This window comes from Paenibacillus sp. BAC0078, from assembly GCF_054483875.1.
Genome location: NZ_JBTLRW010000010.1, coordinates 107,950 through 131,023 on the forward strand (window position 1 = coordinate 107,950; position 23,074 = coordinate 131,023).

General features: G+C 51.9%; 20 protein-coding genes. 2 read left to right on the plus strand and 18 right to left on the minus strand.

The window, feature by feature from the left end:
• Positions 1-252 precede the first annotated feature (252 nt).
• From ACX1DY_RS19140 to ACX1DY_RS19180, 9 genes are all read right to left on the minus strand, one after another.
• Positions 253-1,365 (minus strand): rhamnogalacturonan acetylesterase, encoded by a 1,113-nt coding sequence (locus tag ACX1DY_RS19140; protein WP_458965796.1) that lies wholly within the window; start codon positions 1,363-1,365, stop codon positions 253-255.
• Positions 1,366-1,424: 59 nt separating this feature from the next.
• Entirely contained in the window at positions 1,425-2,264 is an 840-nt protein-coding gene (locus tag ACX1DY_RS19145) for a carbohydrate ABC transporter permease (RefSeq protein WP_458965797.1), read from the minus strand.
• A 3-nt stretch (positions 2,265-2,267) separates the two neighbouring features.
• Positions 2,268-3,152, minus strand: a complete 885-nt coding sequence (locus ACX1DY_RS19150) for a carbohydrate ABC transporter permease (RefSeq protein ID WP_458965929.1) — start codon at positions 3,150-3,152, stop codon at positions 2,268-2,270.
• Between the two features lie 118 nt (positions 3,153-3,270).
• Positions 3,271-4,599 carry an ABC transporter substrate-binding protein gene (locus ACX1DY_RS19155; RefSeq protein WP_458965798.1) on the minus strand — a complete coding sequence of 443 codons (1,329 nt, stop codon included), beginning with the start codon at positions 4,597-4,599 and terminating at the stop codon, positions 3,271-3,273.
• 138 nt (positions 4,600-4,737) lie between these two features.
• Positions 4,738-6,315, minus strand: a complete 1,578-nt coding sequence (locus tag ACX1DY_RS19160) for a response regulator transcription factor (protein ID WP_458965799.1) — start codon at positions 6,313-6,315, stop codon at positions 4,738-4,740.
• A complete protein-coding gene (locus ACX1DY_RS19165) occupies positions 6,308-8,083 on the minus strand; it encodes a sensor histidine kinase (RefSeq protein ID WP_458965930.1) in 1,776 nt (591 codons plus the stop codon). Before ACX1DY_RS19165 ends, ACX1DY_RS19160 begins: the two co-directional genes overlap by 8 nt.
• A 183-nt stretch (positions 8,084-8,266) precedes the next feature.
• Positions 8,267-9,061 carry an ABC transporter ATP-binding protein gene (locus ACX1DY_RS19170; protein ID WP_458965800.1) on the minus strand — a complete coding sequence of 265 codons (795 nt, stop codon included), beginning with the start codon at positions 9,059-9,061 and terminating at the stop codon, positions 8,267-8,269.
• On the minus strand, positions 9,048-9,977 hold the full coding sequence (locus ACX1DY_RS19175; RefSeq protein WP_458965801.1) for an ABC transporter permease: 930 nt from the start codon (positions 9,975-9,977) through the stop codon (positions 9,048-9,050). The genes ACX1DY_RS19170 and ACX1DY_RS19175 overlap by 14 nt, the downstream gene beginning before the upstream one ends.
• Positions 9,978-10,048: 71 nt before the next feature.
• A complete protein-coding gene (locus tag ACX1DY_RS19180; RefSeq protein ID WP_458965802.1) occupies positions 10,049-11,113 on the minus strand; it encodes an ABC transporter substrate-binding protein in 1,065 nt (354 codons plus the stop codon).
• A 313-nt stretch (positions 11,114-11,426) separates the two neighbouring features.
• On the opposite strand from ACX1DY_RS19180, the gene ACX1DY_RS19185 reads away from it, so the two are divergent.
• Positions 11,427-12,353: a C40 family peptidase gene (locus tag ACX1DY_RS19185; protein ID WP_458965803.1), complete on the plus strand. Its 927-nt coding sequence runs from the start codon at positions 11,427-11,429 to the stop codon at positions 12,351-12,353.
• 243 nt (positions 12,354-12,596) lie between these two features.
• On the opposite strand, the gene ACX1DY_RS19190 is transcribed toward ACX1DY_RS19185, so the two are convergent.
• From ACX1DY_RS19190 to ACX1DY_RS19205, 4 genes are all read right to left on the minus strand, one after another.
• Positions 12,597-12,884, minus strand: coding sequence for a stage VI sporulation protein F (locus ACX1DY_RS19190; protein ID WP_458965804.1), 288 nt, complete (start codon positions 12,882-12,884; stop codon positions 12,597-12,599).
• A 66-nt stretch (positions 12,885-12,950) separates the two neighbouring features.
• Positions 12,951-15,002: an ATP-dependent DNA helicase RecG gene (gene recG / locus ACX1DY_RS19195; RefSeq protein ID WP_458965805.1), complete on the minus strand. Its 2,052-nt coding sequence runs from the start codon at positions 15,000-15,002 to the stop codon at positions 12,951-12,953.
• A gap of 13 nt (positions 15,003-15,015) precedes the next feature.
• Positions 15,016-15,876, minus strand: coding sequence for a DegV family protein (locus tag ACX1DY_RS19200; protein ID WP_458965806.1), 861 nt, complete (start codon positions 15,874-15,876; stop codon positions 15,016-15,018).
• A 24-nt stretch (positions 15,877-15,900) separates the two neighbouring features.
• A complete protein-coding gene (locus ACX1DY_RS19205; RefSeq protein WP_458965807.1) occupies positions 15,901-17,679 on the minus strand; it encodes a DAK2 domain-containing protein in 1,779 nt (592 codons plus the stop codon).
• Between the two features lie 192 nt (positions 17,680-17,871).
• Between ACX1DY_RS19205 and rpmB the strand changes: the two genes are divergently transcribed.
• Positions 17,872-18,060, plus strand: coding sequence for a 50S ribosomal protein L28 (rpmB, locus tag ACX1DY_RS19210; protein WP_458965808.1), 189 nt, complete (start codon positions 17,872-17,874; stop codon positions 18,058-18,060).
• Positions 18,061-18,160: 100 nt separating this feature from the next.
• Here the strand turns inward: rpmB and spoVM are convergent, their stop codons facing one another.
• The 5 genes from spoVM to ACX1DY_RS19235 form a co-directional block, all read right to left on the minus strand.
• Complete coding sequence (gene spoVM, locus ACX1DY_RS19215) at positions 18,161-18,241, minus strand: stage V sporulation protein SpoVM (protein WP_019424875.1); 81 nt, start codon at positions 18,239-18,241, stop codon at positions 18,161-18,163.
• 180 nt (positions 18,242-18,421) lie between these two features.
• The gene (gene rpe / locus ACX1DY_RS19220) at positions 18,422-19,090 is read right to left on the minus strand and encodes a ribulose-phosphate 3-epimerase (RefSeq protein WP_458965809.1); all 669 of its coding nucleotides are present in this window, start codon (positions 19,088-19,090) and stop codon (positions 18,422-18,424) included.
• A 4-nt stretch (positions 19,091-19,094) separates the two neighbouring features.
• A complete protein-coding gene (gene rsgA / locus ACX1DY_RS19225; RefSeq protein ID WP_458965810.1) occupies positions 19,095-20,000 on the minus strand; it encodes a ribosome small subunit-dependent GTPase A in 906 nt (301 codons plus the stop codon).
• A 122-nt stretch (positions 20,001-20,122) separates the two neighbouring features.
• Positions 20,123-22,300 carry a Stk1 family PASTA domain-containing Ser/Thr kinase gene (gene pknB / locus ACX1DY_RS19230; protein ID WP_458965811.1) on the minus strand — a complete coding sequence of 726 codons (2,178 nt, stop codon included), beginning with the start codon at positions 22,298-22,300 and terminating at the stop codon, positions 20,123-20,125.
• On the minus strand, positions 22,297-23,073 hold the full coding sequence (locus tag ACX1DY_RS19235) for a Stp1/IreP family PP2C-type Ser/Thr phosphatase (RefSeq protein WP_458965812.1): 777 nt from the start codon (positions 23,071-23,073) through the stop codon (positions 22,297-22,299). The genes pknB and ACX1DY_RS19235 overlap by 4 nt, the downstream gene beginning before the upstream one ends.
• Position 23,074 lies beyond the last annotated feature (1 nt).

Below are 23,074 nucleotides of genomic sequence, written 5' to 3' on the forward strand. Positions count from 1 at the left end.
TTCCACACCTTTCTCTTTAAATAAGCTGAACTTTAAGTCCAATTTGAAGGGCTGGTCGTAACTGCGGGGAATGTTTGGACTTCCGGCCGCTGTTGTTCACAGATTTCTTGATTGGAAACCGCTACTCGCGGTTGAAATCTGTGAACAAAGGCGGACGCTTTCGCTCCTCCAGTTCCAAACTTCCCCTCCGTTACTTCGGCCTCTTCATTATTCTTCAAGTTCTTCTTATGTGGTGTTTATCACCACTTAATCTCATTCACCCTGGCGCAAGTGAATGATAAGGTCGTTCAATCCGGCCTCGCGGATGCCCTCGACCACAAGCTGTGCCAGGAGGCGCGCGCCAAGGATCTGAAAGTGCGTGTTGTCCTGCACACCGGCGGGGTGACGGAGATACTCCCCGGGATAACTCCACATGAACAGCTCCTTGCTGCCTTCCGGTCCATAGGCTTCAAAAAGCTTGCGGCTGCGCGGCTCCAGATCAATCAGCGGCACCTGCTCCTCAGCCGCAAGCTCCCGCATTGCCGGCAAATAATCGCCATGCGTGTCCACAATGCTACCCTCACGGTCGAACCGCCGCCGGTGCATCGGGGTAACAAGCACCGGATTCGCGCCAGCGTCCCGGGCGGCGGTAATCATCTGCAGCAGATGCTCCTTATAGGTTGTATAAGGCTCGGTATGACGGGCTTCATCCGGTTTGGAGTCATTGTGGCCGAACTGGATGAACAGATAATCGCGCGGCCGAAGCTCGGCGGCGATCCGCTGCAGATGGCCCTCGCTGATGAAGCTTTTTGTGCTGCGTCCCGATAAGGCGCGGTTATCCACGACAACGCCGGGCTTAAAGAACTGCCGCAGCAATTGGCCCCAGCCCGCATAAGGATAACCCTCCTCGCCTTGATCCGTAACGGTTGAATCTCCGGCAAGCACAAGTGCCAGCGCTTCGCCATCCGCTTGAATGTCCAGAGCGTTAATCCGCGGAGCCGGCCCAGAGAAGGAAAGGCTCAGTTGCCCTCCGCTGACCCGCACAGCGAAGGCTTCCCGCATATACTGCCCTGCCGGCACGTTCAGCGGTTCGAGCACATGCTTTCCCGCCCCGGCAGTAATCACTGTGCTCGTATCGGCGAGAGAATCGCCGACCAGCACAGTGACCCTGTAAATCCCGTCCGGCACATCTGCAAGAAATTTCGCTTTCTGCGGGATACAGCAGTCATTATGCAGCGTGTCACTTCCACCGCGAAACCGCCCGAACACCACCGAACCGGGTGTGAAGCCATAGCCCTGCCCGGCGGTATACACTGTATCCGGTTTCACCTTGGTGTAGCCGGAAGCCGCAGCCTCCAGACCAAAATCAAAACAATAGCTTTCCACGTTACCGCACACCTTTCCCCCAGCGTTTTTCTACTCCGCCTGCCATCAGCAGCCGATGACTAGCCTTTCAGCCCGCTGGTGCTGATGCCGTCGACGATCTGCTTTTGGAAGATGAAGAAAATCAGCATCACCGGCGTAAGGCTCAGCACGGACATCGCGAACATCGGTCCCCAGTTGGATACGGATTCGCTGTCGAGGAACATTTTGAGTCCCATAGACACCGTATATTTGGCCGGGGAATTGAGGTAGAGCACAGGTCCGAGCAGGTCCTCCCAGCGCCAGTAGAAGGAGAAGATTGCCGCCGTTGCCATCGAAGGACGGATCAGCGGAAGAATGATCTTATAATAAAGCCGGAATTTGCCGCAGCCGTCAATGGTCGCCGCTTCATCCAGCTCGGCCGGAATCGTGCGGATGAACTGCAGCATCAGGAAGATAAAGAACGGTACACCGAAGAACTGCGGGATGACAATCGGCCGGATGCTGTCCAGCCAGTTCAGCTTCGTATAAATAATATATTGCGGGACAAGTACGACGTCCGATGGCAGCATCAGCGTCATCATCATGATCCCGAACCACAGGCCGTGGCCGACAAATTTGTTGCGGGCGAAGCCGAAGGCGACCAGCGACGAGGAGAAAACCGCGCCAACCGTAGCCACCACAACGATAACTAAAGAGTTCTTAATGAAGACACCGAAGGAATATCCGGCGACGCCTTCCCAGCCCTTGGCGTAATTGCCCCATTCCCAGGGATGCGGAAGCAGCGTCTGCGCAGTAACGAACACCAGCCGGCTTTCTTTGAAGGAGCTCATGATCATCCATAAGATCGGGTAGATCATGATGATAGCGAGACCGCCGATAAGTATGTGATAGATCGGCCATTTGATTTTATTCTTCGCCATGGCTCACTTTCCTCCTCCCGATTCGTAGAAGACCCATGATTTCGATGTTTTGAACAGAATGCCTGTCAATATTCCTACCAGCAGCAGCATCACCCAAGCCATAGCCGAAGCGTAGCCCATGTTATTGAACATGAAGGCCTGGCGGAACAAATACAGAGAATAAAGCATCGTTCCGTCCATTGGGCCGCCCTCGCCCTTGGAGATAATGTAGGCTGGCACGAAGGTCATAAATGCGCTGATCGTCTGCATAACCATATTGAACAGGATCACGGAGCTGAGCAGCGGCAGGGTGATTTTGAAGAATTTGCGGAAAAAGCTTGCTCCATCCACACTCGCCGCCTCATACATTTCAGTCGGGATATTTTTCAGCCCCGCCAGAAAGATCAGCATGGATGAACCGAATTGCCATACAGATAATGTAATCAGCATGAAGAGCGCCGCATTGGGATTTCCGAACCAGCTTACCGGTCCCACCCCGAAAAAGCCAAGCATGCCGTTGATGATTCCCGTATCGCTGAAAATATTGCGCCACATGATGGATACGGCGACACTGCCGCCGATAATGGAGGGCAGATAGTACACGGTGCGGTAGGCGCCTACCATACGTGATTTCGTATTGAGAATCATCGCTACAAACAAAGCAAAGCCCAGGCGAAGCGGTACACCAACGAAAACATACAGCAGCGTTACCGTTAGAGAATGTACGTATTTCGGATCACCGGTGAACATTTTGATATAATTGTCCAGCCCCACCCAGCGTGGAGGGGCGAACAAATTATATTTGGTGAAGCTCAGGTAGAGCGAGATGATCATCGGCACCAGCGTGAAGCATAGGAAGCCGATCACAAACGGACTGATAAAGGCATAACCCGTTAAATTTTTGCGCAGCCGCTGTCCAAACGGCTTCTTCGCTCTGTAGGCCTGCGGATTAGCGGTAAGAGGATTGCTCACAGCCAAGGTCTCCAACTCCAATCTTGTTAGAATCACAGTATGGTCTTACACTCAGTTAACGGCTGGCGAGAATCTCTGTAGCCTCTTTACGGAACTGGGCAGCAGCGGCATCCGGCTTAATCTGTCCGAAGTTCATTTGCTCAGCAAGGTCAGTCAGCAGGGCTACTACTTCCGGCGAGCCTACTGGCGGGCTCATTGGAGAAGTCTTAGGCTCCATATCTGCGACGAATTGGAATACCTGCTTGCCGGCATCCGTCAGCTCCGTAGCCAGGGATTCTTTGATTTTGCTGGAAATCGGTACGCCGCGCTCACCCTTGATCAGCTTGTTGGCTTCAGCACTGTTGGTCCAGAAATCAATAAATTTAGCAGCTTCTTCTTTGACTTTGGAATTGGCTGTAATCGACCAATACATACTTGGCTGCATGTACAGCCCTTTTTCCATATCCGGTCCCGGCATTTGTGCCAGTGCCATCGGACGGTTAACAGCGATTTGCAAGGCCACATATTGGTTCGACCACTGCCAGACGCCGATGCCTGTTCCCTTAACAATGTCCGACTCTTCGATTACACCCTTGTTCTGGCTCAGTTTGTCTTGTGACGGAACTGCACCTTTCGCAATCAGGTCTGACAGCATCCCGAAGAAGTCGGTGAACAGCGCATCATCTTCATAACCAAGCCCGGAGCCGTCTGTGTTGTAGAGCGACAAGCCTTTGGTGCGCAGATAGTAGTTGAAAAAGACATCCGCTGCCATCGAGCCGTCAATGTAGAGCCCGGCAGATTTGGCTTTCAAGGCGATTTCCTTGTATTGATCCCAAGTCCAATTTTCCGGAATCGAATCCACGCCGGCCTTTTTCAAGAGCGCAGGGTCATAATGAAAACCTAGCACGTTGACACCCAGCGGAATCCCGTACTGCTTGTCTCCGATTTTACCGGTAGCCAGGACATTTTCGTTCACGTCGCCGACCTGAATGCTTTTGTTCAGATAAGAGGTCATATCCTCCAGTTGCCCATTCGAGCCATATTGATTGATATAAGACACATCCATTTGCACGATATCGGGTAAACGGTTGGCTGCGGCCTGAGGAGCAAGCTTTTTCCAGTAATCATCAAAGGAAGCATATTCCGGTTCAATCTTTACGTTAGGGTTCTGTTCTTCATACATATCAATGACCTGCTGTGTATAAGAATGACGCGTATCCCCGCCCCACCAGGCAATCCGTAGAGTTACCGGCTCTGACGAGCTGCTGGCGGCTGGTGCTGACGCCTGGTTGCCCGCGGCGTTTGTGGCTGCCGAATCCTTGGCGTTATTGCTGTTGTTTCCGCCACATCCGGCCAGCAAGGATAACAGCATGGGAACGGCCAATAATGCGAATCTCTTTTTCAAATTCAACTCTCCCCTTTTCGTAAAATGATAGTGAGCAGGAAGACCAGTTCCACTGGTAACGCTTCCATGTGTAAATTTTCGCAAATCCTGGCCCATTCTTGAATACAAAAAACCGTTATCTTTGTTCAATAATCAGGTTCATTCACCTGTCCCATTCACTTGCGGCTTCATAAAATCCGTAGGCGTCCTGCCGGTCACCTTCTTGAACACCTGGCTGAAATACTGGGCATTGCCGCCGAAGCCGTACAGCTCCGCCAATTCGAACACCTTAACGTCTCCGCTGCGGATAATATGTTCGGAGGCTTTGCCAATCCGGTAATGGGTCACATAGTTGGAAAATTTCTCGCCGGTCACTTTTTTGAAGATTTTCCCAAGGTAATCCGGGTTCATGTACAGCATTTCAGCGGCGACCGAGCTAAGAGAAAGCTCCGAATTGCAATAGTCCTCCTCAATAATGCGGAGCATCTTGTCCACGATGGAGGATTGGCGGGTCACGAAATGGCGGTCATACATCTGGGTAAGACGTCCGGCCTCTTTTTTGACAAAAGCTTTCAGACTGCTCAAATTGCCCAGCTCTGCCAGCTCCGCCAGTCCTGAAGTAAAAGTGCTCCGTTCCTCAGGTATGCATAGTCTGATCATCGCCGAATAGAGCTGGAGCACATAGGAGCGGGTCACATTGATATCAAAACGCTGCTCTGATAATACGCCAAATAACCGTTCCAGCTCGGCTTCGACTGCGTTTTGATCCCCCGCCTTAATTAACAGGCAGATTTGCTCCTCCTCCAGATCAATCTCATTTTTGCCGCTCAGCTCATCTGCCGGGATGTCGCTCCCTGTGATCAGACTACCCTCCTCCAGATAAAAACGGTGATTCAGGCACTGCAGGGTCTGCCGGTACAGAGAGCGGGAGTGGATCATCCGGCCCTGGTCGCTTACCGCAATTGTGACATGGATTTTATAGAAATTATGAAAAATCTCCTTCACTTCAGCAATCCGCTCGAGCAAATCGGCCTGCTGCCCCCCATCTTCCGGCTGCTCCAGCAGAATCAGCACATGGGAACCGATGGTCGTGCTGAGGAGCACCTCAGAGAGCATGTCTTTTGCAATATTTTGCAGCGCGAACAGATGCTCATATTCAAAGGAACCCTCCAAATGCAGCAGAATCAGCCTTACGCTTTTGTCGTCGAGCCGGGTGCCAAACAGCTCTTGATAGTAGTCGAGATCATAACTGCCATAGGTTTTATTGGAGATCCATTCCTTTAGAAACTGCTCTTTGACATGGGGCAGCACCTTGGTCAGCCTATGCTTCATCTCGGTGACGAACCGCTCACGGCTCTTTCGCTCATCAAGTTCCTTCACAAGCTCTATCAATGCTTCATGAATTTGCTGCTCATTGCAGGGCTTCAGCAAATAATGCTTGACCCCGTGCTGCATGGCGGTGCAGGCATAATCGAAATCCTTGTATCCAGTCAGCATAATGAACTTTATGGCGGGGAACTTTTCACTGCAGCGCTCTACCAGTCCTAGTCCATCCAGCCCCGGCATCGAAATGTCGGTGATCACAATATCAGGGGCCAGTGCCTCAATTTTCTCCAGCGCCTCAAGCCCGTTGCGGGCCGTCCCTGCAAGCTCAGTTCCCGCCTTCTCCCAATCCACCACCTGTGAAATTCCTTCCAGAATCAAGCGTTCATCGTCAACAAGCAGCAATTTATACATGTCTGACCTCTCCTCTCAAATAGGGGATACGCACATGAATCGTTGTCCCTTCTCCCGGCTGGCTTTCAATTTCCATTCCCCATCCCTGTCCAAAAACAAGCTGCACCCGCTCCGTTATATTTGCCAGTCCGATCCCTTCCCCCCGGGTCTGGATTTTACCCTGCAGCAGCTCCCGAATGAATTCACCGGTCATTCCCGGACCGTTATCCCTGACCTTAAGATCAAGCGTTTCCTCCTGACGGGCAATGGAGATTGAAATCGTGCAAGGCTCAATATTCGGTTCAAGCGCATAACGGATAGCGTTCTCGACCAGCGGCTGCAGTGTCAGCTTGGGAATCAGAGCATCCTGCAGCTCCTCCGGGATATCCATATGAAAATCCAGCCGCTCCTCAAACCGCGTGCGCTGAATAGTGATATAGCTTCGGACAATGCTAAGCTCCTTCTCCAGCGTAATCAGCGGATCTTTCAGCCCGATGGAGCTGCGCAGCAGGAATCCCAGCGCCTCCACCATTTCTGAAATTTGGGCCTGCTTGTTCACCTTCGCCAGCCAGTTAATGGACTCCAGCGTATTGTAGAGAAAATGGGGGTTGATTTGCGCCTGCAGCGCCTTCAGCTCCGTCTCCCGGATCACCAGTTGTTTGGCATAATTCTCATCAATCAGCTCTCTGATCCGGCGGATCATCATTTTGAAGGTGCGGTATAGCTGGCTTACCTCATCCTGGGCCGTTTGTGAGACGAACCCAAGCGCTTGCTCCTCCAGATTATCCAGATCGCCTTTTTCGATCCGCTTCATTTTCTCCGTCAGCTTGGAGATGGGCCTTACCAGACTCCGGGCCAGCCGGTAGCCCAGCAGCAGCCCCAATAACAAAATGCACGCGAAGACGAATACAACCAGTCTTTTGACAAAAGTAATCTGCTTGAACATTTCATTAAAGGGGGTAGCATTGATGTAGGTCCAGTTCATGTAGGAGGAGCCGGTCTTGACTACAAAATACGTCCCTTTGCTGTAGCTGGCAGTACGGTAGGATTCAGGCCGGTGTACCTCTTTCGCCAGCTCCTGGGGTAACAGCAGCGGCTTTCCGGGATAGACGGTCCGGCTGGTCGCCTTATCAATGACAATAAGCTGACCGCCATCCTCCGTCATGCTGGTGCTGTCAGCTATGATCCGATCTACGCGGATGCGGATAACCAATGTGCCCAGATTATCCAGCGTGAAGGTCGAGCCGGTGTACGACTTGATCTGGCGCACGGCCAGCAGGGAGTTCTTGCTGCCTTGGGTGTACCAGACATTACTGCCCGCACCCGCTGCCGCAAGCGGTTTCAACTCATCCTGCAGCGATTGGGACACTCCCTCCCGGTTGCCTGCTGTCATTGCTCCACCGTTCGTATCCATCAGCATCATCGAGTAGACATACTTCTCTGCACCCGCAAAGGCTACCAGCCGGTTAATGATTTTGTTATGCAGGAGCTGCCTTTCATATGGCGAAGGATCATTCTGTAGTTGCCGCAGGCATTGCTGAATTTGCTCATCCGAAACTACCGTAAAGGATAACTGCTCCAATTCCTTGAGCTCATTCTCAATGCTGATCGAGGACATTCCCAGCACCTCAGACGATTTTTCATAAATTTGATGGTCATAAATGCGGTATACATACTGCAGGAAGATGAGCGAAAACAGGAAGGACAGCAGGAGCAAAAATGAAATCAGCATAATCATTTTGTTAAAGATTCCGGAGTTTTTGAAAGCGCTCTTATTTTTGGAGGCCATAATCTTACTCACTCTGCTTTCTCTATGAATTTCTTATATTTTATACGAAAGTTTCTATTTTGGAAATATAAACCAAAGACCCGGGAACACAGTCCAATCCAACTGTACTCCCAGGTCTTTGGTTTAACTCTTTGGGGCAATCCCCGGCTTCGCCACAGTATTGCCTTAATTACCGGGTTTTCCTCAGCCCAGCATCATCCTGTCATCCGCCAGCTTATGCCCGCTGATGGATTCAAATTCACCCAGCAGGCGCTCGACGGTCAGGTCCTTCTTGCGCTCCTCATCAATATCCAGAATGATGGTCCCCTTATCCATCATGATCAGCCGGTTGCCTAACCGGATCGCCTGATCCATATTATGGGTAACCATCAGTGTCGTCAGCTTCATCTCACGGACAATCGACTCGGTCAGTCTTGTAATCAGCTCGGCACGCGAAGGATCGAGTGCCGCCGTATGCTCATCCAGCAGCAGAATCTGCGGCTGGGTGAAGGTTGCCATAAGCAGGCTGAGCGCCTGGCGTTCTCCGCCGGACAGCAGCCCCACCTTCGCACGCAGCCGGTTCTCAAGGCCTATGCCCAGCCGGCTGAGCTGTTCGCGGAACATCGTCCGGCGTGCAGAGGATACGCCAAAAGACAAGCCCCGGCTCTGCCCTCTCTTAAAGGCCATCGCCAGATTTTCTTCAATCGTCATATGCGGCGCCGTCCCTGCCATCGGGTCCTGAAAGACCCGGCCGATCCAGCGGGCACGCTGAAATTCCGGCAGGCTGCTGATGGGGTTGCCTTCAATGCGCACTTCGCCGAGGGCGGGCCTCATTACACCGGATATCACATTCATCAGAGTGGACTTGCCTGCGCCATTACTGCCGATAATCGTCACGAAATCTCCGGCACGCAGCTCCAGATCAATTCCCAGCAGCGCGATCTTCTCATCCGGGCTGCCGGGATTGAACAGCTTGGACACGTTATCAAGCTTCAGCATTAGCCGTGCCCCCTCTCTTGCTGCGCAAAGCCTGCTCGGCAAGCTCAGCACTCCGTTTGCGGGCCGTGTTCTTCTGCTTCAGGAAACGCCGTACTGACGGGAAGACCAAAGCAATGATGACGATAATTGCCGTAATCAGCTTCAGATCTGAAGACTTCAGCCACGGCACGCGCAGGGCCAGCGCCACCACGATACGGTAGACAATCGAGCCAAGTACAACCGCCAAAGTGGCGCGGAATATAGTTCCGGCTCCGAAGATCGCCTCGCCGATAATAACCGAAGCCAGCCCGATCACAATCATGCCAATCCCCATAGACGAGTCTGCAAATGAGGAATATTGGGCAATAAGTGCTCCCGAGAGCGCCACCATCCCGTTCGCCAGGCTGATGCCAAGAATAGTCGTTGAATCTGTATTGACCCCAAAGCTGCGGATCATCCGTGTGTTGTCGCCGGTAGCCCGCAGGGCAAACCCCAGATCGGTCCGCAGGAACAGATCCATCAGGAGTTTGACCGCAAGCATTACGAAGGGCATAACCAATAGAGGATTAATAGAGCTGAACAGGGTATCCTCGCCCATAAGCGAAACATTGGGTTTGTTGTCGAGTATCCGCAAGTTAATCGAATAGAGGGCAATCATCATCAGAATACCTGACAGCAGTCCATTGATCCTTCCCTTGGTATGGAGGAGTCCAGTGCACATGCCTGCCGCCATTCCGCCTGCCAGCGCACAGAGCGTTGCCAGCCAAGGCGAATAGCCATGTGTAATCATCATTGCGGCAATCGCTCCGCCGGTCGTGAAGCTTCCATCTACAGTCAAATCAGGAAAATCAAGAATACGAAAGGTAATATATACTCCCAAAGCCATAAAAGCGTAGATCAAGCCCATTTCTATGGCTCCAAGTATTGAATCATACATAGGCGTTTCCTCCCTGAAACGGATCCCGTCGTTTGATGGACAGCATAGCCGTTTCTGCTTGTGTCTATATGTTATTGAATAATATTGTTAGCCTGGTCAACTACTTCAGCCTTCATGGCATCAGTCACTTTAATTCCCTGCGCAGCCGCCGCTTTCAGGTTAAGGATGAGATCCAGCTTCTCCTGCTTCGTAACCTTCATATCGCCTGGGTTTTTGCCATTCTTCAGCACTTCCACAGCCATCTGCCCCACCTGGTAGCCATGATCATAATATTTGAACCCTACAGTAGCAAAAGCACCCTTCTCAACGGTGTCGCGGTCGGCGGAGAAGAATGGAATTTTGTTATCATTGGCAGTTTGAATAATCGTGTCCACGGCGCTTACCACCGAGTTGTCCAGTGTAATGTAAAAGGCATCCGCCCGGCCCACAAGCGATTCCGCCGCCTGCTTCACCTCTGAGGTATTGGTGATTGTTGCTTTGACCAGCTCAATGCCATGCTTGTCCAGCTCTTTCTTGGCAATGTCAGCCATAACCACAGCATTGGGTTCACCTTCGTTAATGATCAGACCCAGTTTTTTTACATTCGGGAACTGTGTGGCAATAAACGTCATCAGCCGTGTAATCGATTCAGGATTAGTATCGGATGCTCCCGAAACGTTCCCGCCGGGGTGATCCAGATCCTTTACAATCTTCGCGTCCAGCGGGTCGGTTACCGCCGCGAAGAGAACCGGTGTATCCTTGCTTACATTCTGTACAACAGCTTGGGCAGAAGGTGTCGCGATACCAAGCACCAGATCATTCTTATCCGCCGCAATCTTCTGGGCGATGGAGAGGTTGTTGGACTGGTCCGCTTGCGCGTTCTCCAGATCGACCTTCAGGTTCTCGCCTTCGACGATTCCGGCATCCTTGAGCGCGGCAAGGAATCCTTCCCGGGTAGCGTCCAATGACGGATGCTCAACGTATTGCGAAATAGCGATGGTATAAGATTTCTTGTCAGCAGATCCTCCGTTATCCGCTGCAGCACTTGCACCTGCTGAAGGCGCAGCTGCGCTGTCATTATTTTTGTTTGCTCCGCAGCCGGTAGCGGCCAGCATCAGGCACAGGCTCAAGCTCAACCATATTTTCTTTGTTTTCATAAATTAACCCCTTTTCTGGTTACAGGATCAGCGCGGGCATCAGAGTAAGCGTCTCAGCAGTATCGCTTTCATATATAAAAGCGTTAAAGCAAAAGCCCTCACGAATCCCGCAGCCATGTCGCAATTCTATTAGACCTATATTATATAAAGGATGATTTTCCGTCAATGATTTATCACTGCTAGATTACAATTGTTAGAAGCATAGATTTTTCCATATCATTTGCTGCTGACATTCATTCCCTTCCCCCGATCCACATAAAAATTCACTCCCTGCGCAAACTTAGATTACAGTTCTGAACATGGAGCGTGCCATATGACAACTAACAAACCTATAAAGATTGCTGCCGCCGTCCTCCTCACTGCAGCTCTTATATCAAGTACCGCCTGCAGCTACACTAAGCAAAAACAGACTCCAAAGGTCAATTCGATAACTCCTGCGGGTTCAAATGCAGGCAGCTACTATGAGAAATCCTCTTTCACCGACAAGAACGGCCTTTATTGGATTCCCTTAAAACCAGCGGCCGCATCCATCGGCTACCGGATGAAAGATGACACTTCGAGCGGAGGGTATGCCAAAATCGGATATACAGACGTAATGTACATGCTCCGTCCTAATTCCCCCCATGTATTCTCCCTCGGCCGGAAGGTTAAACTGCAAGAGGCTCCCATGCGGCGAAACGGTCAAATTTATATCACTCCGACCGCGCTGTCCAAGCTCCTGCAAACCGAGGTAGGCTGGAATCCCAGCACTGGAGAGATCAATATTGCTTCGCCGACTGTGCGTGGAGACCATACAAAGGCCGGGACAACCGCTACACCAAAGCCTTTGCGCATTCAAAGTCTGTCCGCAGCGGACAGCAGCGAGCTGGTGGCTTATGCCAAGAAGTTCCTGGGTGTTCCTTATGAATTCGGTGCAGGACCCTACGAAGAAACCAAGCGGTTTGACTGCTCCTCCTTCACCCGGCATGTCTTCAAGAAATTCGGGGTGAATCTGCCCCGTCTGGCCAAAGACCAGGCCAATCTTGGCACACGGGTAAACCGCGGTGAGCTTGCCGTAGGCGACCTGATTTTCTTCACGGTTCCCGGCCGCTTTGATAACAATGCGATCCCGGGGCATGTCGGCATTTATATCGGAGACGGCAAGTTCATTCACACCTGGGGTGATCCGGGCGTTCAGATCAGCGAGCTGGATAGCGGCTATTGGAGTAAAGTCATGCTGCATATGCAGCGGATACTCTAACCGGGCACAGCTGGCATACAAAAATTAATGCAAGGAGATCAGGGCTTCGGACAGCCGAAGCTCATTCAGGCTGCTGATCCGGCAGAAGAAGACTGGCCGCCCTTTTCCGCGACTAGCGTTCACTGCCTTAGCGGACTTTCACTGCCTAGTTATCGCCCGTACCAGGCACACCAGCAAAAAGCGTTCCCACGATGATACCGCAGGAACGCTTTTTTGTTTTGTCCGTTTCAGCAGTGGTTCCTTTCAGCGGAACATGCCCCATAACTTGATCAGGTGAAAAGTATTGCTGGGATCAATTTTTTGCGCGATAACAAATTTTACAATTTGGTCTTCCTGCACCGATGTCAGCCTCTCACCCAGAACTGCCGAAGCATTGCGCACCAGTCTTCGCACAACCGCTGTGTCCTGGAGCTCCTGCTTGGAAATTCCATTAATCATATTCTTAATGCGTTCTTTGACAGCCGGATTCTTCATCTTAAGCTTGATGCGTTCCACAAGCTGCGGACTGATTCCATATTGCTGATAACCCAAGCACAGCACCTCCAATCATATCCAATCATTCACAGTATATGAGGAGCAGCAGCGGCATGTGCCTGTTCAATCAATTAAATCTCCCTGGAAAATCTGCTCGTTCTGCAGATAACCCCGTAGTGGCGCATAATCGGGGGAGGTCCAGAACGCCGCATCCCTGAGCAGCCCTGCTGCATCATCACGGGCCATCTCCAGTACCTCGAAGTCAGCGGTCATATCCGCAAGCCGGAACTCCGGCAGCCCGCTCTGCTTCGTCCCGAAGAAATCCCCCGGTCCACGCAGCTCCAGATCTCGCCTCGAGACCTCAAAGCCGTCATCTGTATCGGTCATGGCTGTCATCCTCTCCCGTCCGATCTCCGACTTCGGATCGGCTATAAGCACACAGTAAGAGGCATATTGTCCCCGGCCTACCCGGCCGCGCAGCTGATGCAGTTGGGAGAGGCCGAAGCGATCCGCATCCATAATAATCATTAGCGTCGCATTCGGAACATCGACACCAACTTCAACAACGGTTGTCGATACGAGTAGTTGCAATTCATTGCTGTAAAAAGCGCGCATGACCTCGTCCTTTTCTGCCGGGGTCATCCGGCCATGCAGCAGACCTACCTTGTAATTTGGAAAAGCCTGCGACATCTGAATATGCAGATCAATCGCGTTCTGCACGTCCAGCTTCTCCGATTCCTCGATGAGCGGACAGATCAGATAAGCCTGCCGTCCCTGGTCAATCTCGCGGCTAACCAGCTTCAGGACCCTCTCCAGCAGATCAGGCTTGACCCAATAAGTTGTGATCGGAACCCGCCCTTTGGGGCGTTCTGACAGCGTGGATACATCCATATCGCCGAAGACGGTAATGGCCAGTGTACGCGGAATCGGAGTCGCGGTCATCGTCAGCACATCCGGGTTGTAGCCCTTGCGGCGCAGCACGCTGCGCTGGTTGACGCCAAATCGGTGCTGCTCGTCGGTGACCACCAGCCCAAGCCCACGGAAGAACACGTCGTCCTGGATCAAGGCATGGGTGCCGACCACAATGTCGAGCATTCCCATCTGCAGCGAGGCCAGCAGATCCTTGCGCTTACGTCCACTAACACTTCCTGTCAACAGGCCTACCGTAATCCCAAACGGCTCGAACATCTTTGTGAGCGAGCGCATATGCTGCTCGGCCAGAATTTCCGTGGGCACCATCAGCGCCCCCTGAAATCCCGATCTCACCGTGGCAAACAGCGCGATTGCCGCCAGCACTGTTTTGCCGGAGCCTACATCGCCCTGCAGCAGACGGTTCATACAATACTGCGCCCGCATATCATGCAGAATCTCCAGTTCAACATGCTTCTGGGCATCCGTCAGCTCAAAAGGCAAACTGCGCACGAACTGGCGAACGGTCGCGTTGTCCACGGTATGCACTACACCGTCCATTCTGCCGCGGGTCAGGACACGGAAAGCCTGCACCTTGAGCTGGAACAGAAACAGCTCTTCATACACCATTCTACGCCGGCCCTGCTGGCCTTCACGTGTATCCTCCGGCTGATGAATCGTGGCAATCGCCCGCTTGCGGGACATGAAATCATATTTCCGCATGATCGTATGCGGCAGGATTTCTGGAATCATCTCGCCGTACTGCTTAAGGCCCTGATTGATCATTTTACGAATCCAGGATTGGGTGATCTTGCCACCAACGGAATAGACCGGCTGAAGCGTACCGATCTTGCCTTCCCCCCGGTCCGTAAATTCATAATCTGTCACGGTGATGGCGTTCCGCTTCTGATCCCATTTGCCGGTAAGCACAATCTCACGGCCAACCGTCAATTGCTCCCGCACATAATGCTGGTTGAACCACGTAGCCGTGAACATCCACGGTTCCGCCACCATCTTGCAGCTTAAGCGCGACTTGCCTCCGAAACGCTGCAGTACGGGAATGCCAATGACCTTGGCAACCAGGGTCGCCTTGTCGCCATGCTTGACCTCGCTAAGCGAGCGGGGCCGAAAATCCTCATAGCGGAAAGGATAATACTCCAGCAGATCCTTCACTGTAAAGACGCCAAAGGCGTGAAGCTCACTTTGCTTTTGAGCGCTCACGCCATTTATTTGTTTCACTTCTATTGATTCGAGTGATAGCAGCATGTTCATCCCCTATTTACGCGGGCCAAATAAATACGGCTAAGGTTCCGTTGCCGACATGGCTCCCTACTACAGGTCCCACATTAGTCAGCACTTTCTCTTCCAGGGTAAAGTGCCCGGCTAGCTCCCTAAGGAACTCTTCGCCGGAAGCCGGTTCAGCCGTATGACCCACGGCCACATTGATTTTGTCCACACCCGGCAGATCTTTCTTGAACAGCTCGATCATGCGGGCTACTGCCTTCTTGCGGCCTCTCACCTTCTCGACCGCATAGATGATTCCTTCCGAATCAATGGAGAGAATCGGCTTAATATTAAGCAGCGTACCCAAAAAAGCTGAGGCTTTCCCGATTCTGCCTCCCTTTTGCAAATATTCCAGCGTATCTACGAGAAAATACAGCTTGCGCGACTGGCGCAGACTCTCTACTGTCTGTAAAATTTCCTCAGGACCTTTGCCTTCCGCAGCCAATCTCGCCGCTTGCACCACCATGAATCCGAACCCGTAAGAAGCGGATAGCGAATCTACAACGGTGATTGCCTCCCCATCCTCTTCCAGCATGGATTTAGCCAGAACAGCAGACTGGTAGGTACCGCTAAGTCCTGAAGAAATATGAAAAGATAGAATAGTGCTACCCGGGTTACGCTCCAGAAGGTCACGATATACGTTCATATATTGATCTGGCGACGGCTGAGATGTGGTCGGCAGTTGAGCCGCACGGGGTAGACGCTCATAGAATTGCTCCGGTGTCATATCCACATTATCCCGGAAAGTCTCCCCGCCGAACATCAAGTTCAGCGGAACAACCTCTATGCCATACGCTTCCGCCATGGCCGGCGGGATATCAGAAGTGCTGTCGGTGACGATAACGGTACGATTCATGAATTTCTTCCCCTACCTTTCAACTTAAGGCTCAACTGAGAAAAGATAATAATACAGCGGTTGTCCACCCTCATGAATCTCAACTTCAACCTGCGGATAGGTCTCTTCCAGCCAGCTTTCAAGCGATGCGGTAACATTATCTTCCGAATCCGCCCCGGTCAACACGGTGACAATCTCATCGCCGTTCTCCAGCATATTAGAGAGCAACGCCTGGCTTGCCGCCAGCAGATCATCCGCAGCGGTGACAATCTTGGAGTTCGAAATCCCGATATACTGGCCGGATTTGATCTCCAGATCCTCGATAACCGTATCTCGGACCGCATTCGTAATTTGCCCAGATTTTACCAGTGAAATGGCCTCAAGCATGTTGCTTGTATTGGCATCTACCGTATCTTCCTCCTGAAAGGCAAACGCAGCGGCAATTCCCTGCGGAATGCTCTTGCTTGGAATAACGGTGATCTCACGTTCACCCTCAAGCAGCTCTTTGGCCTGCTGGGCGGCAAGTACAATGTTCGAATTGTTAGGCAGAATGTAGACATGCTTCGCGGAAATAGACGATATCGCGTTCACGAAATCCTCCGTACTGGGATTCATCGTCTGTCCGCCGGACAGAATGGCATCTACGCCAAGGCTTCTGAAAATATCCGAGATCCCTTCCCCAGAAGAGACCGCAATGAATCCGTATAGCGCCATATCATCCGCCGGAGGAACCGCCGGTGACTGCACGCTGCTCTCTTCCTTCGGAATATCCGCAAATACATCCGGCATCGGCGCAATATCCATCCCTGCGGTCAGCAGGTCACGATGCTGCTCACGCATGTTCAGAATATGGATCTGGGTAATCTCGCCATACTGCAGCGCCAGATTCAGCACTTCGCCCGGAGTTTTGGAATGGACATGGACCTTGATGGTCTCATCATCCGAAATGACAATAATCGAATCGCCATTTACTGACAACGCTTTCCGAAAAACTTCCTCATCAAATTCCGCTTTCACGGCGCCGCCAAGCAACCGGTTAATGAAAAATTCCATATCATATAAAAATTCAATATCTTCCGTGGACAGTTGGGATTGTGCAGAAGACTGCACGGAGGACAATATATTCTCATGCTTAGTGAGCACCACTGCCGGTGCTGCGGCAGGAGCTGGAGCTTGTCCCTGAACAGACTGCGCTACTACTGCGCCACCACTCGTCAAGTACTGATGAAAGCCCTCATAAATGTACACCAAACCCTGACCGCCGGAGTCAACAACCCCAACCTGCTTAAGCACAGGCAGAAGCTCAGGCGTGTTGGCTAACGCTTCTTTGGCTTTGGCCAGGACTTCAGTCATAAGCTCAGTTACATCTGTTGTGCGGCGCGCATAATAGACGGCATGTCTGGCCGCTTCTTTGGCAACGGTAAGAATCGTGCCCTCTACCGGCTTCACCACCGCTTTATAGGCCGTATCCACACCGGTCTGCAGCGCTGCTGCGAACTGCTGCGCATTGAGTTCATCATATTGGGCTGCGTACCGTCCTAGCCCTCTGAACAGTTGTGACAAAATAACACCGGAGTTCCCCCGGGCGCCCATCAGGAGACCCTTGGACAATACTCCTGCACATTGGCCGACAGAGGCCGTATTATTTTTCTTCAATTCGTTCGCGCCTGCGGTCATCGTCAAATTCATGTTTGTTCCCGTATCACCATCCGGAACCGGAAAAACATTAAGGGAATTGACGTGCTCCGCATGCTGCTGCAGCTTTTCCGCTCCGGCGAGTACCATTGCGGTAAAATCTGTCCCGTTTATAGAACGCTTACTCAATGAGAATTCCCCTTCCTAACTTTATGCCTAATCAATTCTAGGATTAACTGGACATAATACACTAATCTATATTGTACTATAAGAGACTAAAGAAATAAATGTTTTTGAAGCGGTTGACGAAGCAATTTTTGCTGTGATATTATATTTAAGTATTGTTTTATGCAGGTGTAAGTAATCAAGGAGGTGTAATCTATGTCCCGCAAATGTTCTGTAACTGGCAAGAAACCAGGCAGCGGTAACCATGTATCCCATGCTAACAACCGCAACCGTCGTTCTTGGGGAGTTAACGTTCAGAAGGTCCGTATCCTCGTGAACGGTAAACCGAAACGCGTATACGTCAGCACCCGTGCTTTGAAAGCCGGTAAAGTTGAACGCGTTTAGTCTTGGATTATCCTAGACCCAACGATATCTCATATGTAGCAAAAAGCACCCTTTACATTCGTAAGGTGCTTTTTTTCATGTTTTCTGTTCAGATTCAGCCTCAGTTTTTCTGAAAAGTATTCAAAATCGCCTTAACAAAACCTCCCAAAAATTTTGGCAGCTTGAACGTGTAAAATTTCATCCTTAACCCTCCAATCAATTCATGCCGTACGGTAGGAGACTTTCCCGGCTCTCGGCCTTTCGTAACGAACTGCAGACCTCCCTTGTTGAACAAAAAAAGGCTACATGAGATTTCTGCTCATGTAACCATGTTTATGCGCTCATAACTTGGCCTATACCTTTAGTCTAAGCAGGTTAAGGATTAACGGAGTGCTGCCTCGGCAGCTTCCCGAATGGCCTTAATCGCTGCCGCGCGGTCACTGCGTCCAAAGACGGCATTCCCGGCCACCAGCACGTCGGCGCCTGCCGCTGCAACCAGCGGAGCCGTATCCTCAGCGATACCGCCGTCAACTTCAATGCGTAAATCCGTATGATTCACTCCCTTGGCCCATTCGCGGATTTGGCTAATCTTCCGCAGGGTACCCGGAATGAAGGACTGGCCGCCGAAGCCCGGGTTAACCGTCATCACCAGCACCAAATCCACATCCTCCAGCACCTCGCGGACAGCCAGCGCCGGAGTACCCGGGTTGATCGCTACACCTGCCATGATACCCAGCTCCTTGATCTGATGCACCACGCGGTGCAAATGGACACAAGCCTCGGCATGTACCGTAATCACACTGGCTCCTGCGGCTGCAAATTCGGCAATATAACGTTCCGGGTTCTCGATCATCAAATGAACATCCAGCGGCAATGAGGTGTGTCCCTTCACTGCTTTTACAATCGCTGGTCCAAGAGTAATATTCGGCACAAAATGGCCGTCCATGACGTCAACATGGATCCAGTCTCCGCCACTGGCCTGGGCTTCTGCAACCTCTGCGCCAAGTGCGGCAAAATCGGCTGACAATATTGATGGTGCGATTGTAATCATAATGTTAGTACCTCCGCTTTTTATCTTTCATTTCATTGTAAAACAGCTTGTAATGCTCATAACGGCTGCTGGCGATGTCGCCTGCCTGAAAAGCTTCAATAACACGGCAGCCCGGCTCATGCAGGTGGCTGCATCCGCGGAATTTACATTGTTCAGCATAAGGGGCAAACTCCCGGAAGCAGGTGGACAGCTCCTCAACACCCAGCTCCAGAAAGTCCAACTGGCTGAAGCCTGGAGTATCCGCCACAAATCCGCCTTCGCCAATGTCCATCAGTTCCACGTGGCGGGTGGTATGGCGTCCACGGCCCAGGCGCAGGCTGATCTCTCCTGTCTCCAGCTCAAGGCCGGGGACAAGACGGTTCAGCAGCGTTGACTTGCCGACACCGGATTGGCCCGAGAAGACGCTGATGCCCCCCGCGAGACGTTTACGCAGCTCATCGCTGCCCTCGCCCGTAAGGGAACTCGTCACCAGCACTTCATACCCAATACGCTCATAAAGTGCTTTGACCTGCGCAGTAGCTTCGCCCTCGTCATCGGCCAGGTCCTGCTTCGTGAGCACGATCAGCGTATTCAGGCCGGAATGCTCAATGTGCACCAGAAACTTATCCAGCAGATTCAGATTCATGTCCGGCTCGCGTACAGAGAAGAGCAGCACAGCCAGCTTGACATTGGCAACCGGCGGACGGATCAGCTCGGATTCCCGGGGGAGGATTTCATCGACCATGCCTTCCCCGTTCTCGGTCAGAACATAAATAATCCGGTCGCCAACCAGTGGCGTGATTCCCTTTTTCTTAAGTATTCCCCGTCCCCGGCACTGCACAGCTTCTTCCTCTGCTGCGATTGATCCTTCATGGAGCGGCTTAACGTAGTAATATCCGCTTAATGCTTTGACAATAATACCCTCAGGCATACATAATGAGCCTTCCTCTCCTGATATTGCACAAATGACCCAAGCCTGCAAGGTACCCGGGTCATTCTGCTGCTGCAGCCTTGCCTTGGAGAAACTTCAGGATCGGCTGCCGCTTTTATCTTTTAGTTGTCTTTCTTTTTTCCCTTGTCCTTAGCATTGGTTGTCACAAAACCTGTCTGGTTCGCCGACCCTGTATTCCCTCCATTATCCGTGCTTGGAGGCAAAATCTCCGGTTCAATGGTCGGTTCGCTGGTAACCGGAGTATCAGTAGGCGCCTGTGTTGGTACAGGCGTAGGATCGGCCGGGAGCTCAGGTTGCGGCACAGTACCGTTTTTGGCATCCGCATATTTAATCGTATAGGTTGCGATGAATTCCCCATCCTGGTACACGGAAATGGAACCGTCCTTATTAGGGGCGAGCAGCAAGTTCACCGACAACATCTGGCTCTTCGCAATCGTACGTGTTCCCCATTCCTGGTTCTCGCCATCCTTGCGTGCGTCAGCATAGATAATGCGGATTTTGGTCTTCTTGCCCTTGCTTGAAGGAGTGACCGGTACATTGAATGTATACTCCAATGCCTCAGGCGGGTAACCTGTGCTTACCGTAATATTAATTTTCTCGCCCGGTGAAGCCGTATCACCCTTCTCATAAGGCCATTGCTCCATTACCTTGCCTTTATCAACAGTAAAGCTGGATTCTTCTTTGATTTCACCCAGCACAAGTCCTGCTTCCTCCAGCTTGGCTTGGGCCTCTTTCTGGGTCGAGCCGACGAGATCCGGTATCGGCGTAGTCTCTTTCCCCTGGCTGACAATCAGCTTGATGGTCGCCGTCTCGGGATCATAATCGCTGCCGGCAGCAGGCTCCGAGCTGATAACCTGACCTTCAGGATAATCCTCGCTGAAGCGCTGGTCCTGACTGATCCGGCCTTGCTCTACCCCCGCCGCGATCAGCTCCTTCACTGCATCATCATAGGTTTTGGTAGAAAGCTCGGGCATTTTGGGCAGTACTTTGGCGGTGCTTACAGTAAGAGTGATATGTGTGCCTTCTTTGACCATAGTATTAGGATTCTTACTTTGCTTCCATACGATGTTAGGCTCGAAATTCGGATTGTATTCTTGCAGCGGAGGCTCCTCCGCGATAAGTCCGACTTCAGAAAGGGCAGTTTTGGCGTCCTCAAAAGATTTGCTCGTCAGGCTTGGAACAGCCACTTCATTAACAGCAAGCTTGGCGTTCACATACCATACCACACCGCCCATAGCCAGCAGGATGATCAGTGTGAGACTCACCCACAGCACAGGACGTCCCCGCTTTGCCTTACCGGAACCCGATGACGCAGCTTCCTCTTCGCGCCAGCCTCTGTCATCTCCCCCGCCGCCGCTGCGACTGCCGAGTCCGCGCTGCAGCGGCTTGATTGCCGGAATAATTCGCGTTCGATCCTCGTCATCATCGTCATTGAACATGGCTTTGGCCTCACTCCGCCGTTCCGGCAGCAGGCAGGTCTCCAGATCATGGAGCATTTCTTTGGCCGATTGGTAACGCTCGTCCGGATTTTTACGCATGGATCTTAATATGACATTCTCAACGCTTTGCGGAATCAGCGGATTCAGCAGGCGCGGCTCCTCAAACTCCTCCTGAAGATGCTTCAAGGCAACACTGATCGGGCTTTCGCCCAGAAAAGGAAGTACTCCAGTCAGCATCTGATAGAGTACGATACCTAGAGAATACAGATCCGACTTTTCCCCTGTAGTAACCCCTTTGGCATGTTCCGGCGAGAAATAATGAACCGACCCCACCACTGAGCCTGTCTGTGTAATGGTTGTAGAGGTGACAGCCCGGGCAATCCCGAAGTCCGTCACTTTCACCCTGCCATTGCGGCCAATCAGAATATTATGCGGCTTGATGTCGCGGTGGATAATCTGATTCTGATGCGCATGATCAAGTGCGTCACAGATTTGGGAAGCAATGCGGATGGATTCGTCAACCTGCAGCGGAGCCCGCTCTTTTATAATCTCATTCAAATTCTTGCCTTCGACATATTCCATAACAATATAATGAATTTCATCTTCTTGTCCCACATCGTATATACTGACCACATTCGGATGCGATAATGATGCAGCGGACTGCGCCTCCCGCCGAAAGCGGCGGATGAACTCCTCATCATGCACAAACTGGTTGCGCAATACTTTAATAGCGACGTTCCGGTTAAGCAGTATGTCATGTGCCCGATAGACGAGCGCCATGCCACCTCCCCCGATCCGTTCGATGACTTGGTAACGGCCGCCCAATTCGTGACCGATCATCTACCCCACTCCTTTGTTTCGGGCACTGCGGCCTCTCCTTGATGTTCTAACATAGCGACGCTGATATTATCGCCGCCACCGGCAAGCAATGCCAGTTGAAGTAATCGGTCCGCTCTTTCCTCTAGCGGTATTTCGAGGATTCCTGCAACCTTGCCCAAATGCTCCAAGCTGACGAAATTGCTCAGTCCATCGCTGCATAGCAGCAAAAGTTCTCCAAGTGCCAGGTTAACAGGAGCCAAATCCGCCACAACCTCGGCATCCGTCCCAAGCGCTCTTGTGAGCACATTGCGGCGCGGATGATTGTCAAGCTCCTCAAGGCTGATCTGTCCGCTCTTGAACAGCTCATTGACCAGCGTATGGTCCTCGGTTAACTGAATTGCTGCACCGTCCTTAATCAAGTAGGCTCTGCTGTCTCCGATATGGCCGATATATCCCGCCGGACCCTTCAGCAGCGCGGCAACGACAGTTGTTCCCATGTTATGGTACTTCTCGTCACTTGAAGCCTCTTGGTAGACCGTGCTGTTAGCTTCCAAAATAGCGGCAGACAACGCTTCGCGTAAGCTTTCCTCCGGAAGATCAGGCAAGAGCCCGTCCAGGGCATTCTTCATTGTCTCCAGAGCAAGACGGCTCGCGGTGTCGCCAGCCAAATGTCCGCCCATTCCATCGGCGATAATGCCGAGGGTATAACCGTGGCGTGTTACGCCGATCCAGACCGAATCCTCATTGACGGTACGTACCCGGCCAATGTCGCTGGCATGAACTGTTCTGATCAAA

Excerpts from the sequence above, each read along its gene's own strand:
- ACX1DY_RS19165 (WP_458965930.1), bottom strand. The coding sequence starts at position 8,083 with ATGGCCTCCAAAAATAAGAGCGCTTTCAAAAACTCCGGAATCTTTAAC.
- rpe (WP_458965809.1), bottom strand. The coding sequence starts at position 19,090 with ATGATTACAATCGCACCATCAATATTGTCAGCCGATTTTGCCGCACTT.
- ACX1DY_RS19185 (WP_458965803.1), top strand. The coding sequence starts at position 11,427 with ATGACAACTAACAAACCTATAAAGATTGCTGCCGCCGTCCTCCTCACT.
- ACX1DY_RS19145 (WP_458965797.1), bottom strand. The coding sequence starts at position 2,264 with ATGGCGAAGAATAAAATCAAATGGCCGATCTATCACATACTTATCGGC.
- recG (WP_458965805.1), bottom strand. The coding sequence starts at position 15,002 with ATGCTGCTATCACTCGAATCAATAGAAGTGAAACAAATAAATGGCGTG.
- spoVM (WP_019424875.1), bottom strand. The coding sequence starts at position 18,241 with ATGAAATTTTACACGTTCAAGCTGCCAAAATTTTTGGGAGGTTTTGTT.
- pknB (WP_458965811.1), bottom strand. The coding sequence starts at position 22,300 with ATGATCGGTCACGAATTGGGCGGCCGTTACCAAGTCATCGAACGGATC.
- ACX1DY_RS19175 (WP_458965801.1), bottom strand. The coding sequence starts at position 9,977 with ATGTATGATTCAATACTTGGAGCCATAGAAATGGGCTTGATCTACGCT.
- ACX1DY_RS19180 (WP_458965802.1), bottom strand. The coding sequence starts at position 11,113 with ATGAAAACAAAGAAAATATGGTTGAGCTTGAGCCTGTGCCTGATGCTG.
- rsgA (WP_458965810.1), bottom strand. The coding sequence starts at position 20,000 with ATGCCTGAGGGTATTATTGTCAAAGCATTAAGCGGATATTACTACGTT.
- ACX1DY_RS19160 (WP_458965799.1), bottom strand. The coding sequence starts at position 6,315 with ATGTATAAATTGCTGCTTGTTGACGATGAACGCTTGATTCTGGAAGGA.
- ACX1DY_RS19200 (WP_458965806.1), bottom strand. The coding sequence starts at position 15,876 with ATGAATCGTACCGTTATCGTCACCGACAGCACTTCTGATATCCCGCCG.
- ACX1DY_RS19170 (WP_458965800.1), bottom strand. The coding sequence starts at position 9,061 with ATGCTGAAGCTTGATAACGTGTCCAAGCTGTTCAATCCCGGCAGCCCG.
- rpmB (WP_458965808.1), top strand. The coding sequence starts at position 17,872 with ATGTCCCGCAAATGTTCTGTAACTGGCAAGAAACCAGGCAGCGGTAAC.